Source organism: Candidatus Nanopelagicales bacterium (genome assembly GCA_041393815.1).
GTDB lineage: Bacteria > Actinomycetota > Actinomycetes > S36-B12 > JAWKJK01 > JAWKJK01.
Genome location: JAWKJK010000001.1, coordinates 366349 through 389963, shown reverse-complemented (window position 1 = coordinate 389963; position 23615 = coordinate 366349). Strand labels below are relative to the sequence as shown.

At 72.3% G+C, this 23615-nt stretch carries 20 protein-coding genes; 8 read left to right on the top strand and 12 right to left on the bottom strand.

What is annotated here, in order from left to right:
• Positions 1-9: 9 nt before the first annotated feature.
• The 3 genes from R2737_01755 to R2737_01745 are packed head-to-tail and all read right to left on the bottom strand — an operon-like array spanning position 10 to position 3315.
• Complete coding sequence (locus R2737_01755; protein ID MEZ5114967.1) at positions 10-1299, bottom strand: hypothetical protein; 1290 nt, start codon at positions 1297-1299, stop codon at positions 10-12.
• A gap of 28 nt (positions 1300-1327) precedes the next feature.
• On the bottom strand, positions 1328-2074 hold the full coding sequence (locus R2737_01750; GenBank protein MEZ5114966.1) for an alpha/beta hydrolase-fold protein: 747 nt from the start codon (positions 2072-2074) through the stop codon (positions 1328-1330).
• A gap of 17 nt (positions 2075-2091) precedes the next feature.
• On the bottom strand, positions 2092-3315 hold the full coding sequence (locus R2737_01745; protein ID MEZ5114965.1) for an alpha/beta hydrolase-fold protein: 1224 nt from the start codon (positions 3313-3315) through the stop codon (positions 2092-2094).
• A gap of 262 nt (positions 3316-3577) precedes the next feature.
• On the opposite strand from R2737_01745, the gene R2737_01740 reads away from it, so the two are divergent.
• Together R2737_01740 and R2737_01735 are read left to right on the top strand one after the other, a co-directional pair.
• Positions 3578-4510, top strand: a complete 933-nt coding sequence (locus R2737_01740) for a bile acid:sodium symporter family protein (protein ID MEZ5114964.1) — start codon at positions 3578-3580, stop codon at positions 4508-4510.
• Positions 4507-5283 carry an SDR family NAD(P)-dependent oxidoreductase gene (locus tag R2737_01735; protein ID MEZ5114963.1) on the top strand — a complete coding sequence of 259 codons (777 nt, stop codon included), beginning with the start codon at positions 4507-4509 and terminating at the stop codon, positions 5281-5283. The genes R2737_01740 and R2737_01735 overlap by 4 nt, the downstream gene beginning before the upstream one ends.
• 55 nt (positions 5284-5338) lie before the next feature.
• Here R2737_01735 and R2737_01730 read toward each other — a convergent pair whose 3' ends face one another.
• A complete protein-coding gene (locus R2737_01730) occupies positions 5339-5986 on the bottom strand; it encodes a hypothetical protein (GenBank protein ID MEZ5114962.1) in 648 nt (215 codons plus the stop codon).
• Between the two features lie 365 nt (positions 5987-6351).
• On the opposite strand from R2737_01730, the gene R2737_01725 reads away from it, so the two are divergent.
• The 3 genes from R2737_01725 to R2737_01715 all read left to right on the top strand — a co-directional run bounded on the left by R2737_01725 (position 6352) and on the right by R2737_01715 (position 9123).
• A complete protein-coding gene (locus R2737_01725; GenBank protein MEZ5114961.1) occupies positions 6352-6555 on the top strand; it encodes a hypothetical protein in 204 nt (67 codons plus the stop codon).
• A 109-nt stretch (positions 6556-6664) separates the two neighbouring features.
• Complete coding sequence (locus R2737_01720) at positions 6665-7894, top strand: GGDEF domain-containing protein (protein ID MEZ5114960.1); 1230 nt, start codon at positions 6665-6667, stop codon at positions 7892-7894.
• Positions 7895-8055: 161 nt separating this feature from the next.
• A complete protein-coding gene (locus tag R2737_01715) occupies positions 8056-9123 on the top strand; it encodes a YbhN family protein (GenBank protein ID MEZ5114959.1) in 1068 nt (355 codons plus the stop codon).
• 6 nt (positions 9124-9129) lie between these two features.
• Here R2737_01715 and R2737_01710 read toward each other — a convergent pair whose 3' ends face one another.
• The 4 genes from R2737_01710 to R2737_01695 form a co-directional block, all read right to left on the bottom strand.
• Complete coding sequence (locus R2737_01710) at positions 9130-10431, bottom strand: PrpF domain-containing protein (GenBank protein ID MEZ5114958.1); 1302 nt, start codon at positions 10429-10431, stop codon at positions 9130-9132.
• Between the two features lie 124 nt (positions 10432-10555).
• Positions 10556-13270 carry a cation-translocating P-type ATPase gene (locus tag R2737_01705; GenBank protein MEZ5114957.1) on the bottom strand — a complete coding sequence of 905 codons (2715 nt, stop codon included), beginning with the start codon at positions 13268-13270 and terminating at the stop codon, positions 10556-10558.
• Between the two features lie 131 nt (positions 13271-13401).
• On the bottom strand, positions 13402-14313 hold the full coding sequence (locus R2737_01700) for a TIGR03560 family F420-dependent LLM class oxidoreductase (GenBank protein ID MEZ5114956.1): 912 nt from the start codon (positions 14311-14313) through the stop codon (positions 13402-13404).
• 58 nt (positions 14314-14371) lie between these two features.
• Entirely contained in the window at positions 14372-15592 is a 1221-nt protein-coding gene (locus R2737_01695) for an ankyrin repeat domain-containing protein (GenBank protein ID MEZ5114955.1), read from the bottom strand.
• A gap of 263 nt (positions 15593-15855) precedes the next feature.
• Here R2737_01695 and R2737_01690 point away from each other — a divergent pair, with 263 nt between their 5' ends.
• Complete coding sequence (locus R2737_01690; protein ID MEZ5114954.1) at positions 15856-16242, top strand: hypothetical protein; 387 nt, start codon at positions 15856-15858, stop codon at positions 16240-16242.
• Positions 16243-16292: 50 nt separating this feature from the next.
• On the opposite strand, the gene R2737_01685 is transcribed toward R2737_01690, so the two are convergent.
• Positions 16293-17144, bottom strand: coding sequence for a phytanoyl-CoA dioxygenase family protein (locus tag R2737_01685; GenBank protein MEZ5114953.1), 852 nt, complete (start codon positions 17142-17144; stop codon positions 16293-16295).
• Between the two features lie 137 nt (positions 17145-17281).
• Here R2737_01685 and pap point away from each other — a divergent pair, with 137 nt between their 5' ends.
• Positions 17282-18769, top strand: a complete 1488-nt coding sequence (gene pap / locus R2737_01680) for a polyphosphate:AMP phosphotransferase (protein MEZ5114952.1) — start codon at positions 17282-17284, stop codon at positions 18767-18769.
• 8 nt (positions 18770-18777) lie between these two features.
• Here pap and R2737_01675 read toward each other — a convergent pair whose 3' ends face one another.
• The 3 genes from R2737_01675 to R2737_01665 form a co-directional block, all read right to left on the bottom strand.
• Positions 18778-19329: a YbaK/EbsC family protein gene (locus tag R2737_01675; GenBank protein MEZ5114951.1), complete on the bottom strand. Its 552-nt coding sequence runs from the start codon at positions 19327-19329 to the stop codon at positions 18778-18780.
• 14 nt (positions 19330-19343) lie between these two features.
• Entirely contained in the window at positions 19344-19697 is a 354-nt protein-coding gene (locus R2737_01670; GenBank protein MEZ5114950.1) for a Rieske 2Fe-2S domain-containing protein, read from the bottom strand.
• Positions 19698-19770: 73 nt separating this feature from the next.
• Entirely contained in the window at positions 19771-20928 is a 1158-nt protein-coding gene (locus R2737_01665) for an alpha/beta hydrolase (protein ID MEZ5114949.1), read from the bottom strand.
• A 60-nt stretch (positions 20929-20988) separates the two neighbouring features.
• Here R2737_01665 and R2737_01660 point away from each other — a divergent pair, with 60 nt between their 5' ends.
• The gene (locus tag R2737_01660; GenBank protein MEZ5114948.1) at positions 20989-23529 is read left to right on the top strand and encodes a DUF3516 domain-containing protein; all 2541 of its coding nucleotides are present in this window, start codon (positions 20989-20991) and stop codon (positions 23527-23529) included.
• Positions 23530-23615 lie beyond the last annotated feature (86 nt).

Here is a 23615-nt window from a genome sequence, read left to right as displayed (position 1 = left end):
GGGGGTGGTCTACGACGAGGCGGAGCCGCTGAGGCGCTCCGCCTCGTCGCGGCACCACAGGCCGATCAGGCCGCGGTAGTGGGCGATGAACTGGTCGTGCTCGTGCGCCGGGAAGGTCGCTCGCACGGTGTCCACCAGGACGCGGTCGAAGTCCGGCCCGGTGAACCACTCCAGCGTCATCGCGTCGAAGTCGCGCAGGCGTGAGTCGCACCAGTCGAAGTAGCGGTCCACCTCGAAGAAGTCGTCGGAGATCCGGCGGTAGCGCGCCAGCTTCTCCCGGTAGTCCAGGTCGTCGCGGTCGGAGACGGCGAAGAACGCGGAGGTGTCGAGGTCGATCTTCTGCTTGCGCCCGCTCACGAGGCAGAACGCGGTCCAGCGGACCAGCGCCTTCATCGCCCACGGGAAGTAGTAGTGCAGCGAGGTCAGTGCGACGTCCGGGCAGGCGTTGGCGTAGTCGATCGGGTAGACCTCGTCCCGCTGTCCCTCGTCCCCGAACTTCACCAGCATCTCGCAGGAGTTGAACTCCCACTTGAAGAAGGCGTTGACAGTGCGCGAGATGGTCACGCACTCGTCGCCTGACTCCGGGGTCAGGAAGTCGTGGGAGACCTCGTACCGGTCGTGCATCGGCCGCTCCGGGCGGAACCGCATCACCATCGTCTCCGGCCCGATCGACAGCGCTCGGGCGAAGACGTCATGGTCCTTCGACTGCTGCAGGTGCATGAGCATCTCGCCGGAGTCGTCGTACGCCCGCATCAGCGCCTCGCGGTCGTCGACGCGCGAGACACCGCGCCAGCCGCCCCCGTCGAAGGGCTTCATGTACAGCGGGTAGCCCAGCGTCTCGGCGATCGCGGGGAGGTCGAACGGTCGGTTGTACTGGGCTGCCGTGTAGGCCCAGCGGGCGTTGTCGACCGGGTTCTTGTACGGGACCAGGACGGTCTCGGGGACCTTCATGCCCAGCCGCATCATCGCGCAGTAGGCCGCATGCTTCTCCATGGACTGGAACGTGAATGGGCTGTTCAACAGGTACACGTCGTCCATCATGCTGATCTTCTTGAGCCACTCGCGGGGCACGTAGTACCAGTGCGCGAGCCGGTCGATGACCAGGTCGTAGCGCGGCTGGTAGCGCAGCGAGAACGGCTCGATGGTGACCCGCTCCGTGGTGACGTGGTGGCGCACCCCGTGGCCGTCCTCGATCGGTCCCATCAGCCGGACCAGGGCCTCCAGCGCCGCGGGCCAGTCGTTCTCGGTCCCCAGCAGCAGCCCCACCAGGTGCTCGCGGGTGGCGGCATCAGCGGTCATCGGGAGCCTCCCTCGCCGGTCGAGGCGGTCATCCGAGGCCGCCGAGGTGCTTCTGGGCCATCCGCGCCCAGGACGGCCAGTCGTGCGGGGTGTCGTAGCCCCAGACGTCCAGGGAGCTGGGGATCCCTTTGTCCCGCAGCACGTCCGCGAAGGCCAGCGTGCTGGGAAGAGCCTGCGTGGGGTGCACCTCCCACGCCCCCTGGCCGACGCACAGCTGCACGAACACCTGGCTGCGCAGCCAGTCCAGGTGGTCGCCGTGGAGGTGGGGCACGTACGCGAACGGGTTGTTGAAGTACGTCGTGTCGCCCTGGTCGCCCCAGCCGTTCCAGGTGGTGGGGTCGTAGTTGCCGGACATCCCCAGCGCGTAGGGGAACAGGTCCGCCCGGCGCAGTGCGAGGTTGACGGCGTGGTAGGCGCCCATCGAGCCCCCGGCGGTAGCGATCCGGACGAATCCGCCGCAGTCACCGTGGATCGCGGGGGCGACCTGGTCGACGATCCAGGCGTGGTAGCCCTCGTGCCGTCGGGCCCGTTCCTCCAGCGGGATCGTGCGGTCGGACCAGGTGCTGCCGTCGTGGGAGTCGACCGCGTAGACCTTGATGCGACCGGCCTCGATCGGCCCGGCGAGGGCGTGGATCAGCCCGTGGTCCTCGATGTCGAACGCCGAGCCGGCCTCCGCGGGGAAGAACAGGACGGGGGTGCCCCAGTGGCCGTACGCGACCACGTGGCCCTGGCCGCCCACGCTGGGGGCAGGCACGGTCCACACGTCACGGCGCACGGGGTGCAGTCTCGTGCTCAGCGGGGTCCGGCGTCCGCCGATCCCCACACCTCGCGCAGGACGCCGTCCAGCACCGGGTCCAGGCAGTCGCGCCAGCCGGTGTAGTTGTGGCCGTCGCGGTTCTCGGTGAGGGTCGCCCGCACCCCCTTGTCCCGCAGCCGTCGGACCAGGGCCCGGTTGTTGTCCAGGTTCTCCTCCGCCGTGCCGCAGCTCGCCCCGACGACCGTTCCCCCCAGGACCTGCGGGGAGGCGTGCAGCCGCGCGATCGTCTCGACCACGCGGTCGTAGTAGCGGAACCGCGCCTCGTGTGCGTCGTACCTGGGCTGGAAGAACGACCCCGACTGCAGCGCCAGGCCCCCGAACGAGCCGGGCCGGGTGGCGGCGGCGTGCAGCAGGGCCAGGGCCCCGAGACTGGCGCCGAGGCCCACGGTCGGGCCGCGGGTGCCGAACGCGGCGCGGACCTCCGGCAGCAGCTCCTCGACCAGCGCCCGGGCGTACGCGGGGGAGGCGGAGTAGCTGCGGTCCCGGTCGACCGGCTGGAGCAGCAGCGCCCGGGTGGCGAGCGCCGGATCGGTGCGGCTCAGCCAGCGCAGGTGGTCCAGGAGGGCGGCCAGGTCGGCGTACTCCGGCCCGTCGTGGACCACCAGGAGCCCGAGCGGGTCGTCGTCACGCGCGCCGGCGGGCGACCACACCGCGCCGGTGACGGTGACGTCGGCGTCGGGATCGCGTACCTCGACCGGGGTGAGGGAGCCCTGCTCGGCGGGGGGAGTGGGGGTGGCCGGCAGCCAGGCCGGGGCGTGGTAGCCGGGGAACTCCACCACCGAGTGGTCGCCGAACACGCCCCGCACCCGGCGGGGGTTGGTGGGGTCGACGAGCAGGCCGCCGGTCCCGTCGGGGCCGTGTACGTCGAGGAGGTACTCCAGCCGGTCCGCGGGGGGTCGGGGGATGCGCGCCACCCACCGGTCGCCGGCCCGGCGGAACCGCGGGTCCGCGCCGAAGTCGCGCAGGTGGAACCACACCTTCGTGGGGGTGACGCCCGGCTCGTCCGGCAGCACGAAGGTCACCGCGCGGCCGTCGGGGTCCAGGTGCGGACCGGGCGGCAGCGGGCCGTGCCGGCGGGGCCACCAGTCCGGCCGCCCGGCGGGCAGCGGTCCCGCGGCCCGGGCGTCGGTCTGCCAGGCCGGCACCGCCGGGGCGGCGGCCGGTCCTGCAGCAGCCGCCTCGGCGGGAGACTCGGACATCCCCCCATCGTGTCGCACCCCCACCCCGCCACCCCCGCCGGCCACACGCTCCCCCCTTCGGCCACACGGATCCGCCCTCGGGCACACGATCCGCTTTGCGGATCGTGTTGCCAGGTTGCACGGCGTGTCGCGTCCGAACTCGGGCACACGATCCGCTTAGCGGATCGTGTGCCCGAGAGGTGGGGGTCGGGCCTAGGCTGCCGGGCGGGCGCGGTCCGGCATCCGGGTCGTCGTCCAGGGTCGCGATCTCGGGAGGACGCGCGTGGAGCCGATCGACGAGGTACAACTGGCGTTCAACCAGACCACCCTGACGCTCCTCAACGTCATCATCGGCCTGATCATGTTCGGGGTTGCCCTGGACATCCGGGTCGAGGACTTCAAGCGCGTCGTCCGCGACCCGCGCGGCCCGGTGATCGGCCTGGTCTCCCAGTTCCTGCTGCTGCCTGCCTTCACGTTCCTGATGGTGTGGCTGATCAAGCCGGCGCCGTCGCTCGCGCTCGGGATGATCCTGGTCGCCGCCTGCCCCGGCGGGAACTTCTCGAACTTCCTGACCCCGTTCGCCCGGGGCAACGCCGCGCTGAGCGTGAGCATGACCGCGATCTCCACCCTGCTGGCGATCGTGATGACCCCGTTCAACCTGCAGTTCTGGGGCTCCCGGGCGCCGGGCACCGACGCCATCCTTCGCGCGGTGGACCTCAACCCGCTGGACCTGCTCGTCACGATCGTGCTGATCCTCGGCGTCCCGCTGCTGCTCGGCATGCTGTTCGCGCACCGCTGGCCCACCGCCGCGGAGCGGCTGCGCACGCCGATGCGCTGGTTCTCCCTTGGGGCCTTCTTCCTGTTCATCATCGCGGCGCTCGCGGCGAACTGGAAGGCGTTCATCACCTACGTCGGCGCGGTCGCGATCCTGGTCGCACTGCAGAACGCCGGCGCCTTCCTGCTCGGCTACTGGTCCGCCCGCGGACTGCGGGTCCCGCGGTACGACTCCCGGGCGATCTCGATCGAGGTCGGCATCCAGAACTCGGCCCTGGGCCTGGTCATCGTCTTCACCTTCTTCGACGGCCTCGGCGGGATGGCCATCGTCGCGGCCTGGTGGGGTGTCTGGCACCTCATCGCCGGGCTGACGGTCGCCTTCTACTGGCGCGCACGCCCGGTCCCGATTCCTCGCGCCGACCTGTCCCCCGCGGCCGCGTGACCCGCACGGCGGCTGCCACCTGGCCGCACCCGGGCGACCGGGTCCTGGTCACCGGTGCTGCGGGCGGCTTCGGTGCCCGGATCTGCGCGCTGCTCGCCGACGCCGGCGCGGACGTGGTCGCGTCCGACCTGACCGCCGACTCCCTGGCCGGTGTCCCGGGGACGCCGCTGCCGCTGGACGTTACCGACGCGGCCGGTGTCGAGTCGGCCGTCGCCGGGCTCGGCCCGCTGGACGGCCTGGTGCTGTCCCACGGCATCACGGCACTCGGCCCCGCGACCGAGGTGCCACGCAAGGCGGTCGAGCGGGTGCTGGAGATCAACCTGACCGGAGCCGTCCGGGTCACCCTGGCCGCGCTTCCGGGCCTGGTCGCGCGCCGCGGCCGGATCGGGGTCCTGTCCTCCGTAGCCGGCTACGCACCGCTCGTCGATCGCACCGCGTACGCCGCCTCCAAGCACGCACTGCACGGGTACTTCGACAGCCTCCGGGCCGAGCTCGTCGACGACGGTGTCTCCGTGACCCTGGTGGCACCGTCGTTCGCGGCCACCGGGATCGAGTCGCGAGCCGCGTTCCGCGCGGCGGGGGAGGGCGGGGACTGGAGCACCACCGGGGATGTGCTCACGCCGGACGAGGTCGCCCGGGCGGTGGTGGACGGCATGGCCCGGCGGCGCCGGCTGGTCCTGGTGTCACGGACGGCGCGCCTGGCCTGGTGGGTGTCGCGCGTGGCTCCGGCGCGGTACGAGGCGATGATGCGCCGGCGGATCCGCGGTTCGTGACGCGCAGCCGGGAATGATCTTCCGCGGAAGATCGTTCAGGGTGTCCGGCGTCGAGTCAGGCGGCGAGGGCGACGTCGCAGCGGCAGCCGGGTACCGGGGCGCACACCCCGCAGGCCCGCGTACGGCGCCAGGCCAGCCGCAGCAGCACCAGCCCGGACGCGGACAGCGCGACCCCGGCGTACCAGAGGTTCGCGGGCACGTCCGCGAGGAGTCCGTACAGTCCGCCGAGCGAGCCGTCCAGGGCCAGCAGCCACCAGGTCCCGGGTGCGATGCCGGCCACGTCCCGGCTGGTCCAGGCCGTGAGCACCGCCGGGAGGGCGTACCACAGCACCGAGAAGCCCAGCAGGGCCGGGAACAGCGCCGGGACCAGCGGTGCGGCCACCGCGGCCGCCGCCAGCAGCGCCGCCCAGGCGACCGGCAGCCACAGCCCCCGCCGTGAGGCTCCCGAGCGCAGCGCCAGGACGAACGTGGCTCCCAGCGCCGGCAGCCCGGCAACGGAGGTGGCCGTGACCCAAACGTCGCCCAGGCTCACGCCGTACGCGGTCCAGGCGACGCACGAGACCAGCGAGTTGCCGATGCTCGGCACCGACACTCCGGCCGCGGTTCCCGTCCGGCGCAGCCGCAGCAGCTGCGGCACGGCGAAGGCGACGGCCAGCGCGGTCGTGACGGCTCCCACCAGGTGCGTCACCAGGTCAGGCGTCATTCCTTCCACCCCCGTCCGCGTCGTGTCTGGCATGCTTCGCGTCCGGTCCGTGACGCGCCGCCAGTCTCACTCAGTCGCCTATTGACTTTCAAGTCAGTAACGCCGGATCAGTATGAGTGACAGTGTGATCCGCGTCTCGACGTGCGATGGAGTGGAGTTCTGCGCCGGCGGCGCGTACCGGTCTCCCGTCGAGCAACCCGCCGCAGTCGCCGGTAGGCTGACACCCGGATTCGAGCCCCTGGAATGGCGCGGGTGAGTGCCGATGACCGCGACCCTGAGTGTCACGCACAAGGCCATCGGGGCCGAGGTCCGTCGCCGTCCCTACGACGTGCTGGGCTGACGGCGAACGGGTCGGTTCGGTCGCCATGAACGGCACGTTCACGCTCCCGGTCGAGCCAGGACGTCCTACCGTGCAGGTCCGCGACGGACGCAAGTCCAGTCGGGTCGAGACCTTCGACTCCATCGACGGCGAGACCGTCGCCTTTCGGTGCACGGGGAAGCGGTTCCTGCCGCTGTTCCTCGCGTCGTTCGTCAACCCCGCGCTGGCGCTCGTCCTCGTGCGCGAGTAGCCCGAGGGCCGGTCGCGGGGGCCGGAGCTGGAGCCCGTGGGCCGAAGGACCCCTGGTCGCCCGTCCGGCGCGAGGGCTAGCGTCTGCGGGGGCGCGAAGGGAGCGGGCGGTGGGCGACGGTCCGGTCGGGAGGCTCTCGCGCTGGCGGCTCGCGGTGGTGGCCGGCCTGGCTGCGCTCCAGTGGGTGCTGTTCCTGGCTGACCTGGCGATGCCCGAGATCGTCTTCCTCACGTACTTGTCCGTGCCGGTGGTGGCGTCGGCGTTCCTGGCTCGGCCGATGTGGACCGCAGCGCTGGCTGCGCAGGGCGGCGTGCTGGGCCTGGTCGCCTCTCTGGTCAGCGACTACCTCGGTAGCGCTCAGGGCTTGGCGCGCTGGGTCGTGCTGGTCACGGTGAGCCTGATCGGGTGGGGGTTGGCGGTGATCGTGTCCCGGGTCGAGAGGCAGCGACAGGACGCACTGGATCGGCTGGCCACGTCCGAGTTGACCTTCCGGGTGTTGACCACCGCGACCTCGGACCTGGTGTTCCAGGTCGATGCAGGTGGAGTCGTGCAGTGGGCGTCCCCCTCGGTGCAGCCGGTGCTGGGATACCCGCCGCAGGCCCTGGTGGGCACCAGGACCGTGGAGTTGATACACCCCGACGACGTCCCCGGCCTGGTCGCCGAACTGACCAAGTCGATCGCGTTGGGCCGTCCGACTCGATCGCTCCTGCGGGTGAGATGCGCGGACGGGGAGTACCTGTGGATGGACGCGCAGGGGGATGCCCTGCCGGGGACCGGTGGGAGTCGCGTGGTCCGGCTGCGGGACGTGGACGCCGAGGTCCTGCAGGTGAAGGAGCTCGAGCGGAGGGCCGGAACCGACCCGCTCACCGGCCTCGACAACAGGCGTGAGGCGCTGCGCCGGCTCGAGGGGATGACCAACCGACGCCGCAGTGGGAGAAGCACGGCGGTGCTGTTCGTGGACCTGGACCGGCTCAAGGAGATCAACGACGCCCACGGTCACCCCGCGGGCGATGCCGTGCTTGAGGCGCTCGCCGTACGCCTGGGCGACCACATCCGCAGTAGCGACATGGCCGCCCGGATCGGCGGGGACGAGTTCCTGCTCGTCCTGGATGGCGTGAGCACCCTCGCCGACGCCGTGGACGTCGCGGAGACGATCCACCGGGCCTGCGCGGAGCCGGTCGAGGTCGGCGGCGGCGTGGGGGTGGCTCCCACGGTCAGCATCGGGGTCGCCCTGCAGGCCGAGGACGAGGGGCCCGAGGACCTGCTCCGGCGCGCGGACCAGGCGCTCTATCGGGCCAAGGTCGCTGGACGGGACCGCGTCGCCACCTCTCCGGGGTAGCGCGGCGTCGAACCTCCGGCGTGGGGGTCGCCGGCTTGTCCCGACCCCACCACCACAGCGCCGAATCGGCTGTGCGACAGCCCGATACGTCGCCTGGAAGGGCGGCGAGACGCCTCGGCGTCCGGCACGCTTCCCGTGGCGCCGATGGCTACGGTGGTCGGGTGACCGACTCGGCGCCCGCCGTCGCCACGGCAGCGAAGCGACCGTCGAAGGCACGGCTGGTCGTCATGATCGTGCTCGGCCTCGCGGTCATGGTCGGGATCTTCGCCCTGCTCCTCCCGCAGGCTTCTTCGTACGAGGAGGCGCTGGAGGAACTCAAGGACTTTCCGGCCGGGTGGCTGGTCGCATTGGTCGCCGCCGGGGTCCTCAACATCGGCCTGTACCCCCTCACCGTGCTGGTCGCGGTCCCTGGCCTCGGCTACTGGCACGGCTTCGTGGAGCGGCAGGGTGGCTTCGTCGTGAGCAACGTCGTGCCCGGCGGCGGGGCGATCGCGGTCGGCACCCAGTACGGGATCCTGGCCCGCTACGGCGTCGGCCCGTCGCTGGCCGCCGCGGCTGTCAGCGCGGACGCGATCTGGACCTACCTGCTCACGTTGGGCTCCCCGGCGGTGGCCGTGCTGCTGCTGGTGATCGAGGGTCGTTCCGCAGCGGCATACACGACCACGGCGGTGGTCGGCATGCTCATCGTCATCGTGTCCGTCGTCGCGATCGCCGCCATCCTGCGCAGCGACGGCGGTGCTCGGTGGGTCGGGCGGTTCGCGGAACGACTGGTCGCACCGGTGCTGCGCAGGCTGCACCGCCACGTGCCCGACCTGCCCGAGGCGCTGGTCGCGTTCCGGCTGCGCGCTCACGACCTGGTCGCCGCACGCTGGCCCGCCCTGACGGTCACCAACGCGGTCGCCCAGCTGACCCCGTTCCTCGTCCTCGTCTGCGCGCTCGCCGGGCTGGGCGCGATCCCGGACCAGGTCTCGTTGATCGAGACCTTCGCCGCGTACTCCATCGCGCTGATCCTGACGTCGTTCCCGATCACGCCCGGAGGGCTGGGAACCGTGGACGCGGCGCTGGTCGGTCTGCTGTCCGCGTTCGGCGCTCCCGGATCGGTGGCGGTCGCGGCGGACCTGGTCTGGCGGCTGGTGTGGTTCCTGCCGCAGCTGCTGGTGGGGGCCGTCGCCCTCGGGGTCTACGCCCTCGAGCGCCGCCGGCACCCGCAGCCCGCGTCGTCGCCCTGACGCCCCTCACCTGTTCTTCTGGACGCTGACGTCGTCCGCACGCAGGAACAGCGATGCGGCGGTGAGCGCGTCGACCTCCGTCCAGGCGGACGCCTCCGGCGGGCGCTCGTTCTTGATGTACACGGTGCCGTCGCAGATGATGCGCGCCGTCCGCGGGAAGTTCAGAGCCGTGTACGTGACAGCCGTCGGGTCGTCCCCCAGCACCGGCTCCACGTGCAGGGTGAAGGTGCCGCTGGGGTGGCCGAGCGTGAAGTCACCGCCGCTGCCCGACTTCATCGGCCCGTCGCTGAGAACCGTGTTGGGAACCGTGCCGGGGACCGCGGCGGTCGCGGCCAGGCAGGTCGACCCGCTGCCCGGTGCCGCCGAGTGCATGATGGATTCGAGGTAGAACCGGGCGACGAGGTCCACGTCGCTGGCCTTCACCTGGTCACCGTCGAGATCGGTGTAGGACGCGGCGCCCGTCACCGACACCGCGAACGGCAGCGTCGCCTTGCCGATCGTGTCGATCGTGTACTGGTCCCATCCGATCAGCTGCGCGATCTTCAGCCGGAGTTCGGTCAGTCGGGCGAGCATTCCCGGAGGGGCGATGATGGTCCCGTCGGGCGCGGGGAGCTCCAGCCCGGTGCAGCCGATCCCGAACTGGTCGGCCCGGAAGAACCCGCAGACGTTGACCATGTCCATGATCGTGACGTCGATGGTGCTGCCGTCGTCCATGGTGACCGTGTCGACCAGGTTCCCCGTGGGGAACGTGTGGCCGGTGAATCCGCCGCCCTGATCTCGGAAGTCGACCAGGATCTCCGCGCCCGTCCCGGGGACCCCGCCGATGGCGGTGTCCCCGTCGACACGCGCCTCCCCGTTCAGGACGTCCAACGTCATGTACATCATCTTCTGGGTGTTGGTGGAGAAGGCTCGGACGGTGACGCGCCCGTCCTTCACGTGCGGCAGCATGTTCTTCATCAGCGCGAACACCGGGACCCCCGCGGAGATGTTCCCGCAGTTCATCTTGTAGGTGAGGGTCGCCGGCTGGTCCGGGAAGATCTGGATAAACGTGTAGTCGACGTCGGCGTCCGGGCGCGATGACGGGGACACGATCGCGGTCTTCGACTGCAGGATCGTGTCGCCACCCAGTCCGTCCATCCCCATCGGGTCCGGCGATCCGCGGACCGCCAGCAGGAACTCCTCGAGTCCGTGACCGGGGAGCGGCACCTGGTTGCCCTCGAAGTAGAAGCCGCGGCTGCTGCCACCGCGTATCAGCGTGATCGGGGCCAGCAGCTGCTCGAGGTTCCGGTCGTGGTGGAAGTAGCCCATGCCCGTGCCCCTTCGTCGCCGGCGGCCGCGGCCGCCGACCGCGCCCGTACGTACCCCCGCCGGCCGAGCGCGGCGCCTACCAGCGGAACGTAGCCATCCGGGCTGCCGGTTGCGCGCCGAGCAGTCAGGCGCGCGTGGTGCGCTGTCGGCGCATCCGGCGGACCGCCTTCTCGACCTCCACCAGGACGGCGGGGATCAGGGACAGGCCCAGCACGACCAGCCACTGCCCGTCGGTCAGGCTCGTGGTCCCGATCATGCGCTGCAGCGCATCGGTCTCCACCGCAAGCCAGGTGCCGACGGCGGGCACCAGCAGCCAGAGGAAGTACGGCACGTACGGGCCGTCCCAGGCCGGGATCAGGTCCCGGCGCAGCGTCGCCGCCAGCAGCACCGTGCTCAGCCCCATCACGGCGAACACCATGGACTGCTGGGTCACCGCGGAGGCCTCGTCGTCCGCGATGAGCAGGTACGGGACCAGGCCCACGACCGCCTGCACCAGGCCGAACACGAACCAGCGCGGAGCGGTGCTCCGGTTGAGGATCTGCGTCCTCGGGTCACGCGGACGCCGGTCCATGATCCCCGGCTCGACCGTGTCCGTGGAGATGGCGATGGCAGGGAACAGCCCGATCAGGAACGTCACGAAGATCAGCTGGACGGCCGTCATCGCGTTGCCGGAGTTGATGTTGAAGGCACTCGCCAGCAGCATCAGCAGCAGCACGCCGAACAGGCCCACCATGACGTAGCGGATCTGGCCGGTGATCTTGCCGTAGATGTCACGGCCGAGCTCGATCGCGTGCACCAGCGTCGCGAAGTTGTCGTCGAGCAGGACCATCTTGGCCGCCTGCTTCGACACCTCGCTGCCGGAGCCCATCGCGACCCCGATGTCCGCCTTCTTCAGCGCCGCCGCGTCGTTCACCGCGTCGCCGGTCATCGCCACGATCTGGCCCTGCTCCTGCATCACCGTGACCAGCCGGAGCTTGTCCTCGGGCGCCACCCGGCCGAAGACGTGCAGCTCGGGCAGTCGAGCCCGCAACTGTGCGTCGCTGAGGCGCTGGAACTCCGGCCCGGTGATGACGCCCTGGCCCAGACCCAGGTCGCCCGCGATCGCCTTCGCGGTGACCGCGTGGTCGCCGGTGATCATCCGCACGTCGATGCCGGCGTGCTGCGCGACCTGCACCGCCTCCTTCGCCGAGGGGCGCAGCGGGTCGATGATCCCGACCAGCGCGACGAACACCAGGTCGCCGACGGCCGCCATCGGGTCCGCCCGCACCTGCTCGACGTCCTCGACGGGCATGGCTCGGTACGCGAACGACATGACCCGCAGGCCCTGCTCGGCCAGCTCCCGGTTGGCTGCCAGGATCCGCTCGCGCGCCTCGTCCATCGGGACCTCGCCGTCACCCCACTGGGCGCTCGCGCAGCGGTCCAGGATGACGTCGGGGGCGCCCTTGACCAGCTGCACCAGCAGGTCCGGGCCGCCGTCGACCAGCGGTGCGACGTGGAACGTGGCCATGAACTTGTACGCGGAGTCGAACGGCACCAGGGCCGCGCGCGGGTACTCGCGCCGGGACGTCGGCGCGTCCACGCCCATCTTCGCCGCCAGCACGACGAGTGCGGCCTCGGTCGGGTCGCCCACGACGGTGCCGTCGGAGGACACCGTCGCGTCGCTGCACAGCGTCAGGCCATACCCCAACGCGGTGAAGTCGACGTCCTCCTGGCCGGCCGCGTGCAGGATCCGCCCGTCCAGGGAGTAGCCGCTGCCGGTGATCTCGAACCAGCGTCCCGCGTCGAACATCCGGGTCGCCGTCATCATGTCCATGGTCAGCGTGCCGGTCTTGTCGCTGTTGACCGCGCTGACCGAACCGAGGGCCTCGACGTCGGTCAGGTTCTTCACGACCGCGTGGGCCTTGGCCAGCCGCTGGGAGCCGTACGACAGCATCGCCGTCAGGAACGTGGGCAGGCCGCTCGGGATCGACGAGATCGCGGTGGCGATGGCCAGCAGGATGACGGCGCTGGGGTCCAGTCCCCGCCAGAAGCCCACGATCAGGATGAATGCGACCGCGACGAGGCACACGATCGCCAGCCGCACCGTGAGCGCCCTGATCTCCACCTGCAGCGGCGAGGGGGCTCGCTGCACCGACCCGAGCATCCCGGCGATCTTGCCCATCTCGGTGGAGGTCCCGGTCCCCGTGACGATCGCGGTCGCCGCGCCCCGGGTGACCGACGTGCCCTGGAACAGCATGGTGTCGCGGTCGCCGAGCGCGGCGTCGGCGGCCGGGAGGTCGTCGGCGCCCTTCGGCACCGGTGCTGACTCCCCGGTCAGCGCACTCTCCGTGACCTCCAGGCTCGCCGCACTGGCGATGCGCGCGTCGGCGGGGACGACGTCCCCCGCCTCGACCGAGATGACGTCCCCGGGGACCAGCCCGGTGGCCTCGATCTCCTCCACCGCCCCGTCGCGACGGACCCGCGCCGAGGGGACCTGCATGGTGTCCAGCGCCGCCACGGACGCCTTGGCCTTGAGCTCCTGGCGGGCACCGAGGACTACGTTGAGCACCACCAGCGCGGTCACCAGGATCGCCGTCTCGGGCTGGCCGACGATGAAGCTGACGGCGGCCACCGCCGTGAGCAGCAGGTTCATCGGGTCGCGCCACTGGAGCAGGGCGATCGCCCAGACCGAGGGCGACGGCGGCGTGGGGAGGACGTTCGGCCCCACCCGGGCCAGTCGCCGGGCCGCCTCGTCGGCGGACAGTCCGTCATCAGCGGAGGTGCCGAGCGCCCGCTCGACCTCCGCCACCCCCATCGAGTGCCAGCTGGGGCTGAGCGTCTCGGTGCCGGTCTCGTTCATCCGGATCCTCCGGCGGGTCGGCGGACGGGGGGCGAAGGGCCTCGGGCCGCCCTGGCACCGTACCGAGCCGACGGTGCCCGTTGCTCGGCCGTCACCGGGTCCGTCGTTCGCAGGCGGACGGGTCGTGTCCGTCAGCGCAGCTGCGGGATCACCTCGGCGCGGAACAGCTCCAGGGTGTCCCGCGCCTGATCCCAGGGGATCTCCGCGTCGTCGGGCACGAGGAACTCGTCCACCCCCGCGTCGCGGTACTCCGCCATGATCTTGGCGACCCGGTCGGGGGTGCCGACCACGTGCGGGATCCGGTCGTGCGGGTCCAGGTCGCGGGGCAGCCGCGCGGGGTCGGTGTCCAGGTGCAGCACGGCCTGGGTCGACCGGACGATGGTGGCCGGGTCACGCCCGAGGTCCGCGCAGTGCTGGTCCAGGACCTTCGCCTTGTGGCGCGCGGTCTCCGGGGAGGTCCAGGCGTTCCACTCGTCGGCCCACCGGGCCGCGATCCGCATGGTCCGCTTCTCGCCGCGACCACCGACGAGCAGCGGGATCTTGTCCTGCACCGGCTTCGGCTCGTTGACCGCGTCGGCGAGCCGGTAGTGGTCGCCGTCGAAGGTCGTGCGGCCGGGGCCGAGCAACGCGGTCAGGACCTCGCAGGCCTCCTCCAGCCGGTCCAGCCGCTCCTTCGGCGGTGGCAGCGGGATGCCGTACGCGGCGTGCTCGTTCGCCTGCCAGCCGGCGCCGATCCCCAGCACGAGGCGTCCGTCGCACACGTGGTCCAGCGTCGCCGCCATGCTGGCCAGCACCGCCGGGTGCCGGTACAGGTTGCCCAGCACCATCGTGCCCAGACGAAGCCGCGACGTGCGGGTGGCCAGCGCGGACAGCACCGTCCACCCCTCCAGCACGGGTCCGTCGATGACGCTGTCGTCCGGGGTGTGCGGCATGAAGTGGTCGTAGACGTACAGGCCGTCCCAGCCGGACGCCTCGGCGTAGTCGGCCATGGCGGCCACCTCGGCCCAGGGGCGGGACAGATCCGGCCACACGCTGAATCGCATGCTCCGCAGGCTAGTCGGCGTCCTCACGGCGTGGTCCGAAGTGGGCGGCGCCCGCGGATCAGTTCGGTCCGATGGCGCCGGCGTCGCGCAGGATCTCGGCGATGTCGGAGTAGCCCTTCTCCTCGGCGATCTGCAGCGGCGTGCGCGGCTCGGAGTCGGCCGTCGCGAGGTTCACGTCGGCGCCGGCCTCGACCAGAAGTTGCACCGTACGGACGTAACCGGCTCCACCGTCGCCGAGCAGGATCGCCTCGTGCAGGGCGGTCCAGCCGAGGTTGTTGACGTGGTCGACCTCGATGTCGGTCTCCAGGAGTCGCTCGACGATGCGGTCGTAGCCGCGGTCGGCCGCCCGGATCAGGCCGGTCCCGTTGAAGGAGTCCTTGGCGTCGACGTCGGCGCCGTAGTTGAGCGTGAGGATGAGCAGGCCGGGGTCGGGACCGACCTCGCTGGTGGCGATGAGGAACGCGCTCTGCTGCGAGTCGTCCTGGATGTTGACGTCCGCGCCGGCCTGGACCAGGACCTGGGCCGTGGCCACCTCGTTCTCGTAGGCGGCGGCGATCAGCGCGGTGCGTCCCCGGTCGTCCGTGCCGTCGACGGGCGCGCCGCTGGCGAGCAGGCGGCGCACCACGTCGCTCCGCCCGTCCTCGGCGGCCGCGATCAGTTGCGGCGTCAGGCTCGGGTCCACCGTCACGCTCGGGCCGGTGGTCGGGGTGACGCTGCCCGCGTCGGTCGCCTCGGGATCCGCCGACGGGGCCCCGGTCGCCGTGCCGGCCCCGTACACCGGCCCGGTGGCAGGGATCGTCGGGGTCAGCGTGAGGTCCCACGCGCTGCCGTCGGCGCGGGCGTCCACCCGTACCGGGAGGGGGCCGCGGGCCTCGTCGGGGGTGTAGGTGTCGTACGGGACGAACGGCGCGCTGACCTCCGTCGTCCCTTCTCGGACCGGCCGCAGCGTGAGGGCGTAGTAGCCGAAGTCGTTGTACGTCGGGACCGCCAGGCCGACCGACACGTCCTGCTGCGGCCCTCGGTCGAAGAACATCCGAGAGCCGGTCGAGCTGACGGTCCGGGTGTACGGGGCCGCGGGGGTCGTCGGCCCGGCGAACTGCGCGGCCCAGTCGCGGGTGTCGCCCATGAGCGGGTCGAAGACGCTGACGGTGACCGGGCCGGCCGGCAGTCGGCCGGCGGGGTCGTCCACGAGGACCGTGAAGCGGTTCTGGAACGCGACCGTCCCGCAGCCGGGCAGCACCATGACGACGAGCGCCAGCCCGAGTGCGCCCACGAGCATCCGGGCCACCACCCCACCTCCTCCGGGCGTACCCTCGCCCGCCCCGCAGGCACCGTCAAGGGTGGCCCCGGTCACACCGGTGGGCGGGATCACATGCGGCGCACGTCACCCGCGACGCGGGCCCTCGCCAGCGGGTGACCCGCCCCCGAGATGCCTACTCTGGTAGTGGCGGCCGACCTGCCGCCCGGGCCCGACGAGGGCCCGTGCCCCGATCGAGTCGTTCGACCCTCGAGTCGGCCGGCCCGAGAGCCGAGGTAGTCATCATGACCGCGTCCGTGCCGTCGCTGCTGGCCGCGATCGACCTGGAGGCCCACGAGTGCCGGGCCCTGGTGGCGGATCGCTACGCCAGCGACCCGATCGCGGCGTTCGCCGCGCTGACCCGTCTCGACCGCGCGCAGGCCGAGGCGACCCTGGCCGAGGCCGGTTTGCACGCCGACGACCTGGCGTTCGTCGACGACGAGGGCCGTCGCCGCTCCTTCCTGGCCGTGGCCCGCGACTGGGCCGGCCGTACCGGGCGGTCGCTCGACTCCGACCTGCTGCTCTCCTTCGCCGGCGAGTACGCCGCGATCACCGGCGAGGGCGCGTCCCGGCTGCTGGCCGACCTGGCCCACGAGACCGGCCACGACTGGTCCACCAACCGCGTGCTGTGACCCGGGTCCGGTGAGCCGCGTCCGTGAGCCGGTGAGGGGCTGACGCAGGGTCAGCCGATCAGCAGAGGGAACCGGGCGTCGTCGAACGGCGCCCCCGCGGGCAGCGTCTCCGCGAGCCCGTCGAACTGGGGTGACGTCCGCCAGGGGCGGGGCGCGTGCGTGGCGTCGTCGCCGAGGAACCGCAGCGAGAACGCCCGGCGCCGCGTGCCGCTGCCGGCGGCGGCGTGCAGGGCGAGCATGTGGAAGAACACCGCGTCGCCGGGCTCCAGCGCCCAGCCCAGGATCGGGAAGGCGTCCCGGTCGGCCTCGACGTCCGGCAGCTCGGCCAGGGTGCCCTCGGGGAACCACCGGGCCTGCTGGTCGCGGAACGTGCGCGGCATCAGCCACGGGCCGAGGTGCGAGCCGGCGACGAACTCCAGCGACGACTCCCGCGGAACCGGGTCCACCGGCATCCACATCGAGCAGTTCTGCCGGCCCTCGACGTCGTAGTACGGCTGGTCCTGGTGCCACGGCGTGCGCTGCACCGTGCCGGGCTCCTTCACCAGGGTGTGGTCGTGGTGCAACCGCACGGTGGTGCTGCCCATCAGCCGGCCGGCGATCCCCGCGGCCGGGGACGTGCGGGCGAACTCCTCGTACTCCGGCACGTCCTGCCAGCGGCAGAAGTCCTCGGCGAACCTGCCGGGGTCGTCGGCCTCGCTGGCCACCAGGAACATCGGTCCGGGTTCGGCCAGCACCCGGTCGATGCCGCTGCGGACCAGGTCCACCTCGGCGGCCGTGAAGGCGCCGCGCACGACGACGGCGCCGTCGCGCGCGTACGCGGCCGCCAGGTCCGGCGGGACCAGGTCGCGCGCGCGGTCGACCGCGGCCACGGGCGCCGGGTCTGCGGCATCGGAGGCGTTCACGGACGCCGACGCTAGCGGGCCAGCGGCCGGGGCGAGGGGACCCGGGTCCGATCGGCCGAACGGAGGGTCCGGCCGTGCCGGCGGTGCCAGACTTCGGGCGACCGCGGCGGTGGTGTCGCGGTCGGGGAGGTGCGGTCGTGCTGGAGAGTGCGGAGGCCGGGAACCGCCTCGGCAAGGAGGAGTACCGGGAGGTCGTCCCCGAGCTGCGGGTCGGCCTGGTCAACGCGCAGTACGACCTGCGCAACGCGGACTTCCCGGTCGTGGTCATCGTCGCGGGCGACGACCGCGTGGCGGGCAACGAGCTGGTCAACCGGCTGAACGAGTGGATGGACGCGCGCTACCTGCGCACGTTCGTGTTCCGGGACATGGACGAGGCCGAGCGGGAGCGGCCGCGCTTCTGGCGGCTGTGGCGATCCCTGCCGCCCAAGGGCCAGATCGCGATCTGGGCCGGCGGCCTGTTCCGGATGGTCTCGGCCTACCTCGCCGGCGAGGTGGACGAGACGGCGTTCGAGTCCTGGCTGCGGCACCTGGAGCGGATGCAGGCCGCGCTCATCGCCGACGGCGCCCTCGTCATCAAGTTCTTCCTGCACACGCCCATCGCGGAGCAGAAGTCCCGGCTGAAGAAGGCTGAGAAGGACCCCACCCTGGGCTGGCGGGTCGACCAGCGTGACTGGGCCGCGGTAGAGACCATGCCCAAGGCCCGGCCGGTCGTGGAGTCGGTGCTGCGCCGGCTGTCCGCGCCCGGGTCTCCGTGGACCGTGGTCGAGTCCACCGACCCGCGCTACCGCGACGTCACCGTCGCGCGCACGGTCCTGTCGGCGCTGACGTCCCGGCTCGAGCACGGCTCGACACCCGGCGTGGCGATCTCGCCGGAGCTGTTCGCGCCGGGGCAGGACCAGGTGACGGTGCTGTCGCGGGTCGACCTGTCGAAGCGGATGGACAAGGACGACTACCGCAAGCGGCTCAACAAGCTGCAGGCCCGTCTGCACGAGCTGTCCGCGGAGGCCCGCGAACGCGGCCTGTCGACGGTGCTCGCGTTCGAGGGATGGGACGCGGCCGGCAAGGGGGGCGTGATCCGCCGCATCACGCAGTCCCTGGAGGCGGGCGACTACCGCGTCATCCCGATCGCGGCGCCGAACGAGGAGGAGCGGCGCTACTTCCACCTGTGGCGGTTCTGGCGGGACCTGCCGCCGGCCGGGGAGTTCACCATCTTCGACCGCACCTGGTACGGCCGGGTCCTGGTGGAGCGGGTGGAGGGCTTCGCCGACGTGGCCGCCTGGCAGCGCGGCTACGACGAGATCGTGGACTTCGAGGAGCAGCTGGTCGAGCGCGGCTACCTGGTGCAGAAGTTCTGGCTGCACATCTCCCCCGAGGAGCAGCTGGCCCGCTTCCAGGCGCGCGAGAGCACGCCGTTCAAGCAGCACAAGATCACCGAGGAGGACTACCGCAACCGGGAGAAGTGGTCGGCGTACGAGCAGGCCGTCGACCAGATGATCCTGCGCACGTCCAGCGACTCGGCGCCGTGGTACGTCATCGCGTCCAACGACAAGTGGTCGGCCCGGATCGAGGTGCTCGAGAAGGTGACCCAGGGCCTGAAGCGGGCGCTTCGGCGGCTACCTTCCTGACCCCCGGGTCAGCTTGTGGGTGGGCTGACCGGGGTGGCCATGCCATCGAGGACGACCGCGCCCGGCAGCCCTGCCAGCAGTGCAGGCGGCAGCAGCAGCTTGGACCCGCGGATCCCGCTGCCCACGACCACGGCCTCCCGCTGCGTCACCCGCGCGTCCAGCAGCACCGGCCACTCCGCCGGCAGCCCCACCGGGGTGATACCGCCGTATGCCATGCCGGTGCGCTCGACGGCCTCGTCCATCGGCGCGAAGGAGATCTTGCGTACGTCCAGATGGCGGCGGACCACGTTGTTGACGTCCGCCCGCGTCGTGGCGAGCACCATGCAGGCGGCCCAGCGCTCGTCGCCCCCGCGCCGGCCCTTGACGACCACGCAGTTGGCGGAGTCCTCCTCGGCGATGCCGTACGCGGCGCAGAAGGCGGTGGTGTCGGCCAGGTCCGGGTCGATGGCGGCCACCCGCACGTCACCGGCGGCCGTTCCCATCGCCGCCAAGGCCGCGGCGACCGGTGCGGCCAACAGGTCGGGGCGCCCGGCTGCGGCGGTCCAGTCAAGGGCGGGCATGGTCGGTGCGCCGGTCAGTCGCGCAGGAAGAGGTCGCCGTCGCGCTCGACCACCTCGGCCCGCCCCAGCGGCAGCACCTTGGTCAGCGTGCGGAAGCCCCAGCCCACGCCGGGGATGCGGGCGAAGATGCCCTGCGGCCCGCGCACCATCCGGCCGGTCGAGGTGTCGTACGCGGCCTGGTGCCACGGGCAGACCAGGCAGCCGTCGGCGTCGATGCTGCCCTCCGCGAGGTCGGCGCGCAGGTGCCGGCAGCTGCGGGTGACCGCGAAGTAGGCGCCATCGGCGTTGCCGACGGCGTAGCCGTCGACCCCGCGGACCGTTCCGGGCGGGAACTCGCTGGCGGGGCCGATCCGCTGCTCCTGGGCCATGGGCTCGGTCCTTCCGGTCGCGCCGACGTGATGGGCGCCGACGTGGTTCGCGCCGATGTGGTCGTCCTGCAGGCTAGTCGGCAGGGCGCTCCGCGTCGGCGCCGGTGCGGCTGCGCAGCCCGAGCGCCACCGCCCCGGCGGCCTCCGCCATCGCCAGCCGGCCCGCGCGGCCGAAGCCGACGAGGTTGGCGAAGCCGTGGATCAGGCCCCTGTGCCGGCGCAGCGCCACCGGGACGCCGGCGTCGCGCAGCAGGGCCGCGTACGCCTCGCCCTCGTCGCGCAGGGGGTCGAAGCCGGCGGTGACGACGTACGCCGGGGCGACACCGCGCAGGGCCTCGGCCGGCTGACGCAGCGGCGACACGCGGGGGTCGCTGCGGTCGATGCCGGGCGGGAGGAACTGGTCGTAGTACCAGACCATCTGCGCCTCGGTGAGGAAGAAGCCGTCGGCGAACAGCGCGTGCGAGCGGGTCGTTCCGACCGCGTCGGTGGCCGGGTAGATGAGCAGCTGGAACGCGGGTGCCGGGCCGCCGTCGGCGGCCGCGAGGTTGGCGGTCACGGCGGACAGGGAGGCGCCGGCGCTGTCGCCGCCGACCGCGACGCGGGCCGGGTCGATCCCCCAGTCGGCCCCGCGGGCGACCACGTCCCGGAAGGCCGCCAGCGCGTCGTCGATGGCCGCGGGGAAGGGGTGCTCGGGGGCGAGCCGGTAGTCGACCGCCACGACCTGCACGCCGGAGTGGGCGGCCAGGAACCGGCAGGTCTGGTCGTGGGTGTCGAGGTCGCCGACCGTCCAGCCGCCGCCGTGGAAGAACACCAGCGTCGCGCCCGGGTCGGGGGAGTGCGCGGGCAGGTAGCGGCGGGCGCGCAGCGGTCCGTCGGCGCCGGCGACCTCGGTGTCCACGACCCGCCCGACCGGGATCGGGAGGCCGGCGAACATCGCGGCCTCGTGCCGGATGGCGGCGCGGGCCTCCTCGATGGGCAGGGTCTCGAAGGACGGCGTGGGGTCCAAGGCCATGCCGCGCAGGGCGATCTGCGCCTCCACGTCGAGGACCTGGCCGTCGAGGACCACCGGCCGCCCGGCCAGGGCGCGGAGTGCTGACAGGGGGAGCGCGTAGAGGCCGCGCACCAGCGCCGCCTGCATCCGGTCGCCCCGGCTGAGTCGGGTCCCGGTGCCCGTCGGTGCGGATGCCGGTGTCGGTGTCCGTGTCGGTGCCGCCGTTCGTGTGGTCGCCACCCTGCCGACGCTACCGCCGCCGCGGACCGCAAGGATGGCTGTCGACCGAAGGCGAGAGGGGTGGACGGCAGCGTGTGGCTCCAGGACCTGGCGCCGCCGGGGACGGACCCCGAGACGGTCTACGAGCGGTTCGAGCAGTGGGCCGCCGACCGCGGTCTGCCGCTGTACCCCGCGCAGGCGGAGGCGCTGCTGGAGCTGGTCACCGGGTCGCACGTGATCCTGGCGACACCTACCGGCTCCGGGAAGTCGCTGGTCGCCGTCGGCGCCCACCTCGCGGCCCTGGCCGACGGGCGGCGCTCCTTCTACACCGCCCCCATCAAGGCCCTGGTGAGCGAGAAGTTCTTCGCGCTGTGCGACATCTTCGGCGCGGACAGCGTCGGCATGATGACCGGCGACGCAGCCGTGAACCCGGACGCGCCGATCGTCTGCGCCACCGCGGAGGTGCTGGCGAACATCGCACTGCGCGAGGGCTCCGCCGCCGACGTGGGCCTGGTCGTCATGGACGAGTTCCACTTCTACGCCGAGCCCGAGCGCGGCTGGGCTTGGCAGGTGCCGCTGCTGGAACTGCCCCGGGCGCAGTTCCTGCTGATGTCCGCGACCCTCGGCGACGTCACGTTCTTCCGCGACGACCTGACCCGGCGCACCGGCCGGCCGACGGCCGTGGTGGAAGGGGTCGAGCGTCCCGTCCCGTTGTTCTACTCGTACGCGACCACGCCGCTGCACGAGACGATCGCGGACCTGCTGGAGACCCGGCAGGCGCCGGTCTACGTCGTGCACTTCACCCAGGCCGCGGCGCTGGAGCGGGCGCAGGCGCTGATGAGCGTCAACGTCTGCACGCGAGAGGAGAAGGACGCGATCGCCGAGCTGATCGGCGGCTTCCGCTTCGCCCGGGGGTTCGGCGCGACGCTGTCCCGGCTGGTGCGCCACGGCATCGGCGTGCACCACGCCGGGATGCTCCCGAAGTACCGACGGCTGGTGGAGCAGCTCGCCCAGTCCGGCCTGCTGAAGGTGATCTGCGGTACGGACACCCTGGGTGTCGGAGTGAACGTGCCGATCCGCACGGTCCTGCTGACCGGTCTGAGCAAGTACGACGGCAGCCGCACCCGGCTGCTGAACGCGCGGGAGTTCCACCAGATCGCCGGGCGGGCGGGGCGTGCCGGGTTCGACACCGTGGGCACCGCCGTCGTCCAGGCACCGGAGTGGGACATCGACAACCAGCGGGCCCTGGCGAAGGCCGGAGACGACCCGAAGAAGCGCCGGAAAGTGGTGCGGCGCAAGCCTCCCGAGGGGACCGTCGGCTGGTCCAAGGCAACCTTCGACCGGCTCGTCGCGGCGCAGCCGGAGCCTCTCACGTCGTCGTTCCACGTCAGCCACGCCATGGTGCTCAACGTGATAGCCCGCCCCGGCGACGCGTTCGAGGCCATGCGGCACCTGCTCACGGACAACCACGACCCGCGCCCGATCCAGCGCCAGCACGTGCGCAGAGCCATCGCGATCTACCGCGCGCTGCTGGCCGCGGGTGTCGTGGAGCGCCTGGACGAGCCGGACGACGAGGGCCGCCTGGTCCGCGTCACGGTGGACCTGCAGGAGGACTTCGCGCTCAACCAGCCGCTGTCGCCGTTCGCGCTCGCGGCGCTGGAGCTGCTCGACCCGACCTCGCCCACGTACGCACTCGACGCGGTCTCGGTCGTCGAGTCGACGCTGGAGGCGCCGCGGCAGGTGCTCTCGGCGCAGCAGTTCAAGGCCCGCGGCGAGGCGGTGGCGGCGATGAAGGCCGAGGGCATCGAGTACGACGAGCGGATGGAGCTGCTCGAGGACGTCACCTGGCCGCAGCCGCTGGCCGAGCTGCTGGAGGCGGCGCTGGACATCTACCGTCGCGGGCACCCGTGGGTCGACGACTATCCCCTCGGCCCGAAGTCGGTGGTGCGCGACATGTTCGAGCGGGCCATGACGTTCGGCGAGTACGTGTCGTTCTACGGGCTGTCCCGCAGCGAGGGCCTGGTGCTGCGGTACCTGGCCAACGCGTACCGCGCGCTGCGGCAGACGATCCCCGACGACGCCAAGACCGACGAGCTGGCCGACCTGATCGAGTGGCTGGGGGAGCTGGTGCGGCAGGTCGACTCCAGCCTGCTGGACGAGTGGGAGTCGCTGGTCGCCCCGTCGGCGGCTCCGGCCGATCGTGCGCGGGTCACGGTCGAGGCGCCGCGGCCGGTGACCGGCAACCCCCGCGCGTTCCGGGTGCTCGTCCGCAACGCGCTGTTCCGGCGGGTCGAGCTGGTGGCGCTGCGCCGCTGGGACGACCTCGGGGAGCTGGACGGCGCCGCGGGGCTCGATGCGGAGGCGTGGCGGGAGGCCCTGGCGCCGTACTTCGAGGAGCACGGCGAGGTCGGCACCGGCCCGGACGCCCGCGGACCGGGACTGCTCCTGGTCGCCGAGGGCGCCGAGCGGTGGCGGGTCCGGCAGATCCTGGACGATCCGGCGGGCGACCACGACTGGGGCATCACCGCCGAGGTCGACCTCCTGGCGTCGGACGAGGAGGGCGTCGCCGTGGTGACGGTGCTGGACGTGGGCCGCCTCGACGACGCCTCCTGGACCGGCTGATCCCACCGATCCGCCCTGCCCGCAGGTACTTCCTGCCCCATCCCGTAGTGGTGCCGGTTGCGCGGGCTGTAGCTCGCGCAACCGGC

What these genes read in the sequence shown, in the direction of transcription:
- R2737_01755 (MEZ5114967.1), bottom strand. Translation starts at nt 1,299, where the DNA reads ATGACCGCTGATGCCGCCACCCGCGAGCACCTGGTGGGGCTGCTGCTG.
- R2737_01745 (MEZ5114965.1), bottom strand. Translation starts at nt 3,315, where the DNA reads ATGTCCGAGTCTCCCGCCGAGGCGGCTGCTGCAGGACCGGCCGCCGCC.
- R2737_01730 (MEZ5114962.1), bottom strand. Translation starts at nt 5,986, where the DNA reads ATGACGCCTGACCTGGTGACGCACCTGGTGGGAGCCGTCACGACCGCG.
- R2737_01725 (MEZ5114961.1), top strand. Translation starts at nt 6,352, where the DNA reads ATGAACGGCACGTTCACGCTCCCGGTCGAGCCAGGACGTCCTACCGTG.
- R2737_01710 (MEZ5114958.1), bottom strand. Translation starts at nt 10,431, where the DNA reads ATGGGCTACTTCCACCACGACCGGAACCTCGAGCAGCTGCTGGCCCCG.
- R2737_01705 (MEZ5114957.1), bottom strand. Translation starts at nt 13,270, where the DNA reads ATGAACGAGACCGGCACCGAGACGCTCAGCCCCAGCTGGCACTCGATG.
- R2737_01700 (MEZ5114956.1), bottom strand. Translation starts at nt 14,313, where the DNA reads ATGCGATTCAGCGTGTGGCCGGATCTGTCCCGCCCCTGGGCCGAGGTG.
- R2737_01695 (MEZ5114955.1), bottom strand. Translation starts at nt 15,592, where the DNA reads ATGCTCGTGGGCGCACTCGGGCTGGCGCTCGTCGTCATGGTGCTGCCC.
- R2737_01690 (MEZ5114954.1), top strand. Translation starts at nt 15,856, where the DNA reads ATGACCGCGTCCGTGCCGTCGCTGCTGGCCGCGATCGACCTGGAGGCC.
- R2737_01675 (MEZ5114951.1), bottom strand. Translation starts at nt 19,329, where the DNA reads ATGCCCGCCCTTGACTGGACCGCCGCAGCCGGGCGCCCCGACCTGTTG.
- R2737_01670 (MEZ5114950.1), bottom strand. Translation starts at nt 19,697, where the DNA reads ATGGCCCAGGAGCAGCGGATCGGCCCCGCCAGCGAGTTCCCGCCCGGA.